We start from the raw sequence: 12,435 nt of genomic DNA on the forward strand, positions 1-12,435 counted from the left end.
CCGTCGTTCCTCTCGTTAGCGCTGCCACGACTCCGTGAACTCGCCCGTGGCGGCCAATCCGCCGCCCTCGCGCACGCTCACGCCACTCGGCGTCACCACGATGATCGACGGATCAGCATTGACGTAGTAGTTATTGCCGTCTTGGGTAACGTCGCTTGTTTGAAACTGACCATCAAACATCGACGAGCGATAGAACTTGACGCCACCACCCGTTTCACAAATGATGACCCTGCCGTCGGGACCAGCCCCAGCGAACAAGGCACGCTCAAAGCGCTGACAGTTGGCGTAGCCGCCATCGAGCCATCCGTACTCATTGAAATTAGAAATGTAGTTTCCCACACCAGTTTTCTGACCCCCACCGGTGGAAGACGGGGCCTCCTGCTTCTCCGTCTGCGTGACCGTGACTACCGGCGATTCCTCAGGGGATTCCTTGGTTACGGTCTCTTGCGCGGCCGTAGTTTCCTCGGCGGTCTCCTCTTCTTTGTCGGAGTTATTGACCGTAGTCATTCCACTGCCCTCACCTTTGAAGCTGGGAGCGGATTCATCCGTGGAGTTACTGCAACCACTCAGCGCGAGGCTGGCGGCCACGAGCGGGACGAAGCCTGCGGCAATAAGCGGGCGGAGGCTTAAGCGAGAAGTCATGAGTTTTCCTTTCTACTGACAGCCTTAACAGGCAGGGCTGGGCCACTGGGTTTCGGTCTGCGCTAGGGCTTCGGCCATGGAGGTAAGCACCGATTGCGCGGAGGCGTACTGACCATCAGGGGAGGATGCAATCAGTGCCACGGCGACGTCGTGCCCGTCAAGCTGCACGATGCCCATCTGCCGCACGTCGTAGGCGCCGGCGGGGCTCGGGCCCCAGCCGCCCTTCATCAAGGCGCCCGGCAGGGTGCGCAGGCCGTAGGCTTGGGCGGGATCGGCGACACCCATGGCGTCGATAATCGGCTGGGCGCCTTCAACGCAGCGCACCCCGGCCATGAACTTTGCTTGGTTGGCTACGCCCCACATGGTTTGGCCAAAAGCCGTAAATTCCGGCCGGGTGACCTAGGATTGGACTTGGGTGGCGGTATCGCCCCCCTCCGCGATGACGCTTTGTGTGGCCTGCGCGGCGGCGGCCCCCTCCCCTAGTGCCGCCCACGCCGCCTTGGCGGCCTCGTTATCGGAGTAGGTGATTGCAGAGGACACTAGCTGGCCATCGGCCGCACCCGTGCGATTCGCCGCGATCAGCACCGGCACCTTGGAGGTTGACCACGCGGCCTCGGGAGCGGTGCGCCCGGCTTCAATGGCGGTCGTGCCATCGGAGACGGCGATGCCCACATCGCCGTGTTCGGCCACGATGCGGTCAAGCACGGCTTGGACATCACCGGAAGGGGCCGCGGCCGGTGGCTCCGTAGAGGAGGAAGGCGCAGACGAGGCAGCCGGTGGTGCTGATGAGACCGCGGGCGCTGCGGACGTGGTCTCTTTTCCGTAGAGGGGATCTGCCGTGCCACGTGCTTCGGTGTTGACGAAAGTAGGGGAATTATCTGCCGCATCCTCATCGCCGCAGGCGCTCAGGGTGAGCGCGCAGGCGATAAGGGCGGCTGCCGGGCCCCAGGCCCGGCGGATAGGGAATGTCATGGCATTGAGCTTAGGCTAGTGCGCGAAGTGGCGGGTGCCGGTCAGGTACAAAGTAACGCCGGCTTCCTTCGCTGCCGCGATGACTTCTTCGTCGCGGATGGAGCCGCCGGGCTGGACAACGGCCTTAACGCCGGCGTCGAGAAGCACCTGCAAACCATCGGCGAACGGGAAGAAGGCATCGGAAGCAGCGAAGGAGCCCTCAGTGCGGTTGGCACCATCGGCTAGGGTATTGGCGCGCTCGACGGCGAGTTTGGCGGAGTCAACGCGGTTGACCTGGCCCATGCCCACGCCCACGGTGGCATTGTCCTTGGCCAGCAAGATGGCATTGGACTTCACCGCACGCACGGCGCGCCATGCGAACTCGAGCTCAGCCAAGTCGGTCTCGTTGAGGGCCTCGCCCGCGGCCAGGGTCCAGTTAGCCGGGTTATCGCCCTCGGCCTGGTAGGTATCTGGCTCTTGGGTGAGCACGCCGCCAGAGATGTACTTGCGCTCCTCGTGCTGGTCTTCGTGCTCTGCCTGTAGCACGCGCAGATTCTTCTTGGCCTTGAGGACTTCGATGGCGCCGTCCTCATAGGAAGGAGCAACGATGACCTCGGTGAAGATCTCCTTGACCTGCTCGGCCATCTCTACGGTGACCTCGCGGTTGACGGCAACCACGCCACCGAAGGCGGACATTGGGTCGCACGCGTGCGCCGCGCGGTGGGCAGCGGCGATGGACTCCTCGGACACGGCAATGCCGCATGGGTTGGTGTGCTTGATAATCGCAACGCAGGGGCGCTCGTGGTCCCACGCGGCGCGCCAAGCGGCATCCGCATCCTGGTAGTTGTTGTAGCTCATCTCCTTGCCATTGAACTGAGTGGCATTGGCAAGGCCCTTGGAACCGATGCGGGTAACGGTGGCCGCCTGGTGAGAGTTCTCGCCGTAGCGCAGCGGGGTGGTTTGCCCCTCCTCGCTGAGCTGGTCCACGAACCAGGCGGAGACGGCCGCATCATAATCCGCGGTGTGCAGGAAAGCATCGCGGGCAAGGCCACGGCGCTGCTCCAGGGTAAAGCCACCGTTGGTGACGGCTTCCACGGCTTCACCGTAGCGGGAAGGGTCTACCACAACGGCGACAGACGGGTGGTTCTTGGCGGCTGCGCGCACCATGGACGGGCCGCCGATATCAATCTGTTCCACGCAGCCATCAAAGTCCGCGCCCGAGGCCACGGTCTCGCGGAAGGGATACAGGTTGACCACGACGAGCTGGAAAGGCTCTACCTCGAGCTCGGAGAGCTGGTTGAGGTGATCTTCCTTGCGGGTATCGGCCAGGATGCCGGCGTGCACGCGCGGGTGCAGCGTCTTAACGCGACCTTCCAAGCACTCCGGGAAGCCGGTGAGCTTTTCTACCGGAGTAACCTCGATGCCTAGGTCCGCGATCTTCTTCGCGGTGGAGCCGGTGGAGACGATTTCTACGCCTGCCTTATCGAGGGCGCGGGCTAGATCCTCCAGCCCGGTCTTGTCGTACACGCTGATAAGGGCGCGCTTTACCTGCTTGCGGTCTTCGCTCATGAGGAGGATTAAGCCTTTCGAAAAGTCTTAGTCTGCGAGTTGAATAGTTAGTTTCTCGTCGTGGACGTTAGCTGCACGCAGCACCTCCACGATGAGGTCGCGCTCTACTTGTTTAATGCGCTCGTGGAGGGTGGACTCGTCATCGTCCGCATTGATGGCAACGGGGCGCTGCGCGATGATGGAGCCGGTATCCACGCCCGCGTCCACAAAGTGGACGGTAGAGCCAGTGATCTTCACGCCGTAATCTAGGGCGTCGCGCACCGCGTGCGCTCCCTTGAAGGCAGGCAGTAGCGCCGGGTGGGTATTGATGGTGCGGCCTTCGAAGCGGTCCAGGAATTCCTGGCCCAGGATCTTCATAAAGCCCGCAGAAACAACAACGTCTGGCTGCGCAGCATCTACTGCGTCAACCAGACGTTGATTCCATTCGGCGCGATCCGCACCCAGCGCCACGACCTCGGTATCAATCCCGTGGTCCTGTGCGCGCGAAATACCGTGGCATTCCTTATCCGCCACCACCTTCACTACCTGGTAGTGCCCGGCCTGGGCATCCATGATGGCTTGCAGCAGGGAACCCGTTCCAGAAACGAGCACCACCACTCGGAGGCGTTCAGGGTCAGCGGTATAGCGCGGAGGCATCGGTGAAGTCACGCGCTATAGCCTAGCCCCTCTCCCCCTCCTCGGGGGAATCTTCGCTCGAGGAGTCCTGCTCACTCTCCCCCATTTGGTCCTTGAGCTGTTGGCTCAGCGGCTTGGCGACGCCCCTTTCATCGCCCTCCTTAGCCTCCTCCGGCCGCTCCGCTGCTTCTTCGGCTGGAGCGCCCTCTTCTTTCTGCTCTTCTTCCGGTTCCTCCGCGGCCGCGTCAGGTGCAGTATCTTCGGGCTCGTCCTCGACTACCTCGGCGTCAACAATTTCCGGATCGGTGATGGGGTCTCGCTCCGGTTCGGTGGGAGCCTCGTCGGCAACGGCAGCGGGTTCGTCGGCATATTCATCGGCGGGGGACGCACCAGGTGCCGTGCGGGCCGCACGCCAGGCCACGAAGGCGAAGCCAGCGGCAACGGCGCAGCCAACGACGGCCAGCCACAGGGCGGTGAGGCCTGCGGCAGTCCACAGCTGCGGGCCGGTCGCGCCGTAGTAGCCAAGAACACCGCTGACGAGGTAGCAAGCAACCAGCATGATTACTGCGGAGGCCACCGTAGCTACTAGTACGTCCTGAAAGCTCGGGCGCTTCTTATACAACGAGTAGAGTGCGGCCCCGAGGGGGACGATCAATAGCGCCACCGCCCAGCTGGGCGCGGATGCTGGAATGCCGCCGGTAATGGGCAGCGGCGGCAGAGGCACAAGGTGGGCGCTAAAGAGGCTCACCGATCCTTCGCCTACGGAGAACTCCGAGCCCACCAATACCGCCGCAGTGCTCACGATGGCATTGGGAATGTAGAGCACGCTCAGCAGCACGAGTCCGGCAATGCCTAAGCCGGAGATCGTAGGATAGTCATTCATCATCTCGCCCTGGCGGGAGACATTGACCAGGAATACCACCGCGAAGACTGCGGCTGCGCCAATGGCCAGGTAAGCGAGATAGCGAAGGGCGATCTGGGTGGCGTCGACAAGCGGGCGCGGCACTCCATAACGCTTGGCCAACGCCCGCCACAAGCGCCACCCCATGCCGGCCGCCATGGCAGCCAGGTGCAGAACAATAACGCGCAACAACGCCTGCGCCAGGTTTGGCGGGGAGACGTCATAGACCTTGCCCGCATCCCACAGCATCAGCCACGCGATGATGGTAAATACCACCGGCACGCCAAGCACGCAGGCCAAAAGAGTAAGCAAGTCCTTGACGCTGACCTTGTGTTTTATCGCGCTGCGTACCCGAACCGCCACCACCGCGGCGAGGATAAGCGCTGGCAAGGCGGGCAGGAAGGAAATATGCACATCAGCCGCAGAGACCGGGGCGAGGTTAAAGACCATCCAGGCCTCCGCCACGATGGTGTACCACCACGCCATGGGAGAGCCGGTGAGCATGAGACCGCCAAGCGCGATGGCCATAATGATAAGGGCAATAACCACGTTGGGCACTGCCGCCGTAACGAGCATGCGGCGAATGCGCCCGGCTTTGGTCAACGGCGCGGGGGTACGGCGCGCCTTGGCCTTGGAGCCGGCCTTGCGAGCGACGCGCTGCGCCGATCCAGAGGACTGGCGTGACCCACTGGGGTGAGGCGCGCGTGGGGTGCGCTCCGCGCGCACCGTACGGCCCCGCGCCTGGCTACGCGGGCGGGGCGTTGACCGAGATTGGGGGCTGGTGTTTTTGTTCATCGGCGTCCACTTTGCCACCTTCCGGAAGTGAAATCGGGGTGGCGCGACGAGGGGCTCGCAAAATCACCGGCGGCAACCCCTGTACCTGGGCTATACAAATATATAAGGAGTATAAAATCTACCCTGGTTTCACACCCTTAACTCTGGCTGTAATACTACTGAAGGCAAAGGCCGCTAGTTTTGAGTGACGCACGCGGAGCTCGCGTGGGATCTTTATCGCACTAACATTATTCTGGGTGCCACATGTTGCCTGCTCGTGGACAATTTCCCCGAGAGGGGCCTGAAAGTTTCTTAATTTGGGTTGCTGTTATCTTTTCGAGACGCTACTGTTACATCTCGTTGGTAACAAGAAGGTCACAATCTCGTAACTAACTCGGCGGGGACGTAACACCCGTTCTGCGCAGATTGTGAAAATGACGAAAGAAGACCTAATGCGAAGCAAAGTTCAGCGTGGCGCCGGCCGCCATCGCAAGATTGTCACCTCGCAGACCGCGAAGGGCCGCATTGCCGTAATGACGGTTGCGGCAGGTGCAGTTTCCACCGCCGGCGTTGGTGGCGCAGCCGCCGCAAACATCCAGTCCGATGACGCAGCCACCACCAAGACGCAGTCCGTTGACTTCGAGCTCGCCTCTGACTCCACCCAAGTTGAGGATGCTGCTGCGGCTCCGGTTGATACCACCCCGCAGATCCTCAACGTTGCTGAGGCTAAGCCAGTTACTGATCTGACCGATCAACTCAACAAGGCCATTCAGGCCTCTGAAGAGCGCGCCGCTGCCGACGAGGCTGCTCGCGCTCCGTCCGTAGCTCGCCCGGCCGAGGGTGCATTCACATCTCCATTCGCTATGCGCTGGGGCACCTTCCACAAGGGCGTCGACATCGCCAACTCTCCCGGCACCCCAATCCTTGCCGTCATGGATGGTACGGTCATCGACTCCGGTCCAGCTTCCGGCTTTGGCCAGTGGATCCGCATCATGCACGACGACGGCACCATGACCGTCTACGGCCACATGCAGACCCTTGACGTGGCCGTTGGCGAGCACGTGCATGCCGGCCAGAAGATCGCCGGCATGGGCTCGATGGGCTTTTCCACCGGCTCCCACCTCCACTTCGAAGTTCACCCGAACGGTGGCGAGGCAATCGATCCGCAGCCTTGGCTGGCTGAGCGAGGTATCGACCTCTAAGACCCCCAGCCAACACCTTCTTGTTAAGCGCCGCAGTGGCTTTCCTGCGGCGCTTTTTCATGTCTACAATTGCCCTAAAGACACCAGCGCCGGCCCCCGACCACCGAGGCTGCAGCCAACCTTCCCCGAGACGACTCAAATGCCTCCCAGCCTTCCCATTGCGCCTCCAACAAAAGGCAAGCCCCGTCAAGACAAGCGCTCCACCACCGAGCCCTAGACACAAATTGCGCCGCACAGCCAAGTCCAGTACGCAGCCTTGTCGCAGGTAAATACACATTTACGCTAATCACTGGGCTTGAACGCAACACGCTATTTCCAGAGCGGCACACCCACCCCCAAGGTCCACCCCCAGACCCTAAACCAATACTTTACAGACGCCACTCCAACCACATTGGTAACACGCGCAACAAGCTGGCATGTTCGAATAATTTCGAATTATTTCCGCCTCTACCAGCGTTTTTTAAGATTGCGCGGGCCGTTCGGGCGGGCTAACTTTTAACTCGTTGCCACGAGCGATTTCGAACGCAAGCATTTCAGCTTTCGGCGTGTCGCGGTTGGCAGTTGCAAGACGCCGCCCTCACTAGGGCACAAGCGTCCCGAGACCATGCACAGCCATGAAAAGGACTTTAACTATGAAGCGCATGAACCGCGCACGCAAGAACGTGGCGCTGAGCATCGTTACGCTTGGCACCGTACTTGCTACCGGCACCACCGCTTTTGCTGCAGAGCCAGTGGCTAGCGTGGACGTATCAGACGGCTCCTCCGAGCCCACCGCTACCAATGTAGATAACGCCGGAGTGGTCGACGCCCTCGTTGGCTTGGCCACTACTACCGTAGGGGTTCTCAACGGCGACGCTACCCCGCAGGTAGATGGAAACGAATCCGGCGGAGTAAATATCGTCTTGGATCCTGGTTCTGTACCGGGATTGAAGGAAGCATTCGCTCCACAGGGAAATCACTCCGGACTCACCACGAAGCGCGGCAAGGACTCCGCGGGCAATACTGTGGTCTTTCCTACCTCCGGCACGCTTACTTCTGGCTTCGGCCAGCGCTGGGGCACGATGCACAACGGCATCGACGTAGCTAACCCGGTGGGCACCCCGATTCTGGCGGTCATGGACGGCACCGTCATCAACTCCGGCCCGGCACAGGGCTTTGGCAATTGGATCCGCATCCAGCACGATGACGGCACCATCTCCGTCTACGGTCACATGCCGGCAGACCAGCTCAAGGTAAATGTGGGCGAGCGCGTGACCGCGGGTCAAGAAATCGCCGGCATTGGCAACGAGGGCCACTCCACTGGCCCGCACCTCCACTTTGAGATTCACCCAGGTGGAGGAGCACCCGTTGACCCAGTCTCCTGGTTCAACGAGCGCGGCATTACGGTCTAGAGTTTTTCCATCGGCACCCCGCCGATGAGCATCAGCCGGACCTTACCGGAAGAACCAAAGTCCACGGTGACCGTGGCACGCTTACCGGAGCCGGACGTTTCGATGACGGTACCGAGCCCGTATTTGGCGTGATTGACACGGTCACCCACGGCAAGGTTGAGGTTATTGTTCTTAGGCATCGAGGTCGCCGCCGACTTGCTAGTGCGTTGCGATGGGGAAGACGCAGCGCGCTGGCCACCGCGGGACCCGCCTCTGCCCCACCCAGACCCGTCGCGGCCGTAGGAACGACCATATTGGTAATCGTCCTCGCCCCACGCGCCGGTTAAGGAACTATCGGAGTCTTCGCGCCGCCAGTTGATGAGGTCTTCTGGGACCTCGCCGAGGAAGCGGCTGGCGGGATTAGTCACCGGATTGCCCCACGCCGAACGCAATATGGCACGGGTGAGATACAACTGTTCACGGGCACGAGTAATGCCCACATAGGCGAGACGGCGCTCCTCGCTTAGTTCCTTCGGGTCACCCAGTGAGCGCATATGCGGGAATTGGCCATCCTCCCAGCCGGTCAAAAAGACTACGGGGAACTCAAGGCCCTTGGCGGTGTGCAGAGTCATCATGGTGACCACACCAGTCTCGGAATCTGGGATCTGGTCAGCATCGGCCACCAGCGACACCTTTTCCAAGAATGCCTGCAGCGAACCGGGCGCAGCTTCGCCTTCCTCTACTAGCTCGGAGGGGTCCACTGCATCCGCACCGGATGCGGCAAGCTGGTTGGCCGCCTCCGAGGTGAATTCGCGCGCCACCGATACCAACTCGTTGAGGTTATCTAGGCGCGCTCCGTCCTGCGGGTCATTCGAATTTTCCAATTCCGACTTGTATCCCGTGGCATCCAAAATGGCGGAAAGCAGCTCGCCCAAATCCGGTTGGCCGGTAACCTCATCGCGCATGGACGGGATCCGATTGCGGATGCCCTCCATCATGTCGTTGAATTTGGTGACTGCGTTAATAGCCCGAGTGCCAAGGCCAGGGACGTCGCCTCGGGGGACATCGGCAAGCGCCTTGCCAAAGCTAATGCCGTGGTTTTCCGCATGGAGGGCAATATGTCCCTGCGCCTTGTCACCAATGGCGCGCTTGGGCACGTTGATGATGCGGCGCAGACTTACCGTATCGTCCGGATTATCCAAGATGCGCAGGTAGGCCACCATGTCGCGGATTTCGCGCCGCTCATAAAAGCGCGTGCCACCCACCACCTTGTACGGAATTCCGGAGCGAATGAAGATATCTTCCAGCGCACGGGAGGCGTTATTGGTGCGGTACATGACCGCGATATCGGAATAGCTGCGGCCCTTATCCGCCAAGGAGTCGATTTCAGAGGCGATAAACCGCGCCTCATCGTGCTCATTATCGGCAACATAGCCTACGATCTGCTCGCCCTCACCGTGGGCGGTCCACAGGTTCTTCTCGCGGCGATTCTCATTCTTGGCGATCACGGCATTGGCCGCGTTGAGAATGGTCTGTGTAGAGCGATAATTCTGTTCCAGCAAGATCGTGTGCGCCTGGGGGTAGTCGCGCTCGAATTCCTGAATATTGCGGATGGTGGCCCCGCGGAAGGCATAAATGGACTGATCGGAATCGCCCACTACGCACAACTCGGGGGCATCGGCGCCGAGCTCTCCCCTGCCCACGAGCGCGGCAACTAGGGCGTATTGGGCGTGGTTGGTGTCCTGGTACTCGTCAATTAGCACGTGCTTAAAGCGCCGACGATAGAACTCCACCACCTGCTGGTGCTGGGTGAAAATACGCACCACCTCACCGATGAGATCATCAAAGTCCACAGCATTGGCCGCGCGCAGGCGGCGCTGGTATTCGGCATAGACCTGGGCCACGGTGGTTTCAAATGGGTTCTTGGTCTGCTGCGCCTTTTCCAATGCGGATTCGGGACCGATGAGCTCATTTTTGTGATTAGAAATCTGATTGGCCAGGACCCGCGGGGTGTACTTCTTTAGATCCAGCTGCATGTCCTTAGCAATCATGGACAAAAGCCGGCGGGCATCATCGCCATCATAAATGGTGAAATTGGTATTAAGCCCCGGCACCAGCTGCGCATTTTGGCGCAAGATGCGCACGCAAATGGAGTGGAAGGTAGACACCCACATGCGCTCGGCCACGGGGCCGACCAGCCCGCCCACGCGCTCCTTCATTTCCGCGGCGGCCTTATTAGTAAAGGTAATGGCGAGGATCTCCCACGGATTTACCCCGCGATGGCGCATGAGATAGGCAATGCGGCGTGTAAGCACGGCAGTCTTGCCAGAACCAGCGCCGGCCACGATGAGCAGCGGGCTGCCCGTGTGGGTAACGGCCTCAAGCTGCTGTGGGTTGAGGCCCTCGGTCAAGGCATCGGGGGATTCGGATTCCGGGCTCGCTGCGCGCGGTGTGCCGAAGCCGCCAAAGGGGCTTGGTGTGGGTGCGCCGCCGGTGGACGGGGAAGGGCTAAAAGGAGAGTTTTCGTTCATAGTGCCTTCCAACCTACTAGCCCCACCGGACACGCCCCGTATCTGCCGTGCGAGCTGCTATTTCCTTTTGCGCGAGCGGGTGGCACAATATGGTCTTATGACCGCAGAAGATAACAAGGACATCGTCGATAACGGCCTGGACATCCGCACGCCTTCGGGTACGGATGATCCCCTATCTGATGCGGAGATCCAGCAGTATCGCGAAGAAATCAACCGCATGGACCGCATCATCTTGGATGCCGCCAAGCGCCGCACGGAAGTCTCTCAGGCTATTGGCCGCACCCGCATGAGCTCCGGCGGCACCCGCCTAGTTCACACGCGCGAGATCGCCATTTTGAATCAGTTCCGCGATGAACTTGGGGAAGAAGGCCCCACCATCGCCTCGGCGCTACTGCGGATGGGCCGCGGCCGCCTGGGTTAACCGAATAATTACGACCCAGCCGATACTATGCAGTACCCTGAATTAGCATGAATGCAGTTCTCGTCGCCGTCATAGTCATGCTCGTGCTCGCCCTCCTGCGCGTGCATGTGGTGGTAGCGCTCTTCCTAGGAGCCATCGTCGGCGGGCTCCTGTCGGGCATGGGCCTCGATGCCACCATGGTCGCCTTCCAAGACGGCTTGGGCGGCGGCGCCAAGATTGCCCTAAGCTATGCCCTCTTGGGCGCTTTTGCCATGGGCGTAGCCTCGGCCGGGCTGCCACAGGTCCTGGCTAATTTCCTCATCCGCAAGCTCGGCGGCAGCGGCGAAGCAGACCCCAAGACCGCCCTGGCCACCAAGTGGATGCTCATCCTCGGGCTCATCGCCATGTCCGTGATGAGCCAGAACCTCATCCCGGTCCACATCGCCTTCATTCCGCTCATCATCCCGCCGCTACTTACAGTGATGAATAAGCTGCGCCTGGACCGTCGGCTAATTACTACCTGCCTGACCTTCGGCCTTATCACCACCTACATGTTCATTCCGGTGGGCTTTGGCTCCATCTACCTAAATGACATCCTGCTCTTTAATATCCAGCAGGCGGGGCTTGATACCTCCGATATCAATATCATGCAGGTTATGGGCGTACCGGCGCTCGGCATGCTCGCCGGCCTACTCATCGCCATTTTCATTAGCTACCGCAAACCGCGCGACTATGAAAACCTGCCCATCGCGGCTGAGGAGCACCAAGAGACCCCCTCTGCCTATAAGGTGTGGGTTTCCGTCGTGGCCATCATTGCCACCTTTGCGGTGCAGATTGTCATGCAGGCGCTCGACTTCGAATCCGATGGCCTCATGGTCGGCGCGCTGACCGGCTTGGGCATTTTGCTGCTTACCGGCGCGGTGGATTGGAAGCACGCGGACGATGTCTTTACCAATGGCATGAAGATGATGGCTCTTATCGGATTCATCATGATCACCGCCCAGGGGTTTGCCTCGGTGATGACGGCGACCAATGAGGTCGGCCCGCTGGTGGATGCCACCGCCAACCTCTTTGGCACCAATAAGGTCCTTTCCGCCGGCGCGATGCTGGTGGTGGGCCTGGTGGTCACCATGGGCATCGGCTCGTCCTTTTCCACCTTGCCCATCATCTCCGTTATCTATGTGCCGCTGTGCATGTCGTTGGGCTTTAGCCCTGCGGCCACCGTTGCGCTTATTGGCACCGCGGGCGCGCTTGGCGACGCCGGCTCTCCCGCCTCCGATTCCACCCTCGGCCCTACCGCAGGCTTGGGCGCGGATGGCCAGCACGACCACATCCGCGACTCGGTCATTCCCACCTTCATTCACTTCAATATTCCGCTGCTTATTGCCGGCTGGGCAGGCGCGCTCATCCTCTAAGACGGCCCGACGCGGTAGTGCTTTCTGGACTACGGTGGGAGGGGTACATGTTGCCAATGCGCTAG

The 12,435-nt window shown here is 60.8% G+C and carries 11 protein-coding genes; 4 read left to right on the forward strand and 7 right to left on the reverse strand.

Annotation, left to right across the window (positions count from 1 at the left end):
• Positions 1-15: 15 nt before the first annotated feature.
• Genes RAE04_RS06640 through RAE04_RS06665 form a run of 6 tightly spaced genes read right to left on the reverse strand, consistent with a single transcriptional unit; the run spans position 16 to position 5,491 of the window.
• Positions 16-642: a hypothetical protein gene (locus RAE04_RS06640; protein ID WP_317026830.1), complete on the reverse strand. Its 627-nt coding sequence runs from the start codon at positions 640-642 to the stop codon at positions 16-18.
• Positions 643-666: 24 nt separating this feature from the next.
• A complete protein-coding gene (locus RAE04_RS06645; protein WP_317026831.1) occupies positions 667-1,005 on the reverse strand; it encodes a hypothetical protein in 339 nt (112 codons plus the stop codon).
• Positions 1,006-1,041: 36 nt separating this feature from the next.
• Complete coding sequence (locus tag RAE04_RS06650) at positions 1,042-1,614, reverse strand: hypothetical protein (RefSeq protein ID WP_317026832.1); 573 nt, start codon at positions 1,612-1,614, stop codon at positions 1,042-1,044.
• Between the two features lie 15 nt (positions 1,615-1,629).
• A complete protein-coding gene (gene purH / locus RAE04_RS06655) occupies positions 1,630-3,162 on the reverse strand; it encodes a bifunctional phosphoribosylaminoimidazolecarboxamide formyltransferase/IMP cyclohydrolase (RefSeq protein ID WP_317026833.1) in 1,533 nt (510 codons plus the stop codon).
• A gap of 27 nt (positions 3,163-3,189) precedes the next feature.
• Positions 3,190-3,798 carry a phosphoribosylglycinamide formyltransferase gene (gene purN / locus RAE04_RS06660; RefSeq protein ID WP_193393071.1) on the reverse strand — a complete coding sequence of 203 codons (609 nt, stop codon included), beginning with the start codon at positions 3,796-3,798 and terminating at the stop codon, positions 3,190-3,192.
• A 22-nt stretch (positions 3,799-3,820) separates the two neighbouring features.
• Positions 3,821-5,491, reverse strand: a complete 1,671-nt coding sequence (locus RAE04_RS06665; protein ID WP_284791877.1) for a DUF6350 family protein — start codon at positions 5,489-5,491, stop codon at positions 3,821-3,823.
• Between the two features lie 413 nt (positions 5,492-5,904).
• Here RAE04_RS06665 and RAE04_RS06670 point away from each other — a divergent pair, with 413 nt between their 5' ends.
• Together RAE04_RS06670 and RAE04_RS06675 are read left to right on the forward strand one after the other, a co-directional pair.
• Complete coding sequence (locus tag RAE04_RS06670) at positions 5,905-6,654, forward strand: M23 family metallopeptidase (RefSeq protein ID WP_284786478.1); 750 nt, start codon at positions 5,905-5,907, stop codon at positions 6,652-6,654.
• Between the two features lie 632 nt (positions 6,655-7,286).
• Positions 7,287-8,045 carry a M23 family metallopeptidase gene (locus RAE04_RS06675; RefSeq protein ID WP_317026834.1) on the forward strand — a complete coding sequence of 253 codons (759 nt, stop codon included), beginning with the start codon at positions 7,287-7,289 and terminating at the stop codon, positions 8,043-8,045.
• On the opposite strand, the gene pcrA is transcribed toward RAE04_RS06675, so the two are convergent.
• Entirely contained in the window at positions 8,042-10,555 is a 2,514-nt protein-coding gene (gene pcrA, locus RAE04_RS06680; RefSeq protein ID WP_317026835.1) for a DNA helicase PcrA, read from the reverse strand. The two genes, RAE04_RS06675 and pcrA, sit on opposite strands and share 4 nt — an antisense overlap.
• A 97-nt stretch (positions 10,556-10,652) precedes the next feature.
• Between pcrA and RAE04_RS06685 the strand changes: the two genes are divergently transcribed.
• A complete protein-coding gene (locus RAE04_RS06685; protein ID WP_023021988.1) occupies positions 10,653-10,976 on the forward strand; it encodes a chorismate mutase in 324 nt (107 codons plus the stop codon).
• A gap of 47 nt (positions 10,977-11,023) precedes the next feature.
• Positions 11,024-12,370, forward strand: coding sequence for a Na+/H+ antiporter family protein (locus RAE04_RS06690; RefSeq protein WP_284791881.1), 1,347 nt, complete (start codon positions 11,024-11,026; stop codon positions 12,368-12,370).
• Positions 12,371-12,435: the final 65 nt, after the last annotated feature.

The organism is Corynebacterium sp. CTNIH16, assembly GCF_032821655.1.
GTDB lineage: Bacteria > Actinomycetota > Actinomycetes > Mycobacteriales > Mycobacteriaceae > Corynebacterium > Corynebacterium marquesiae.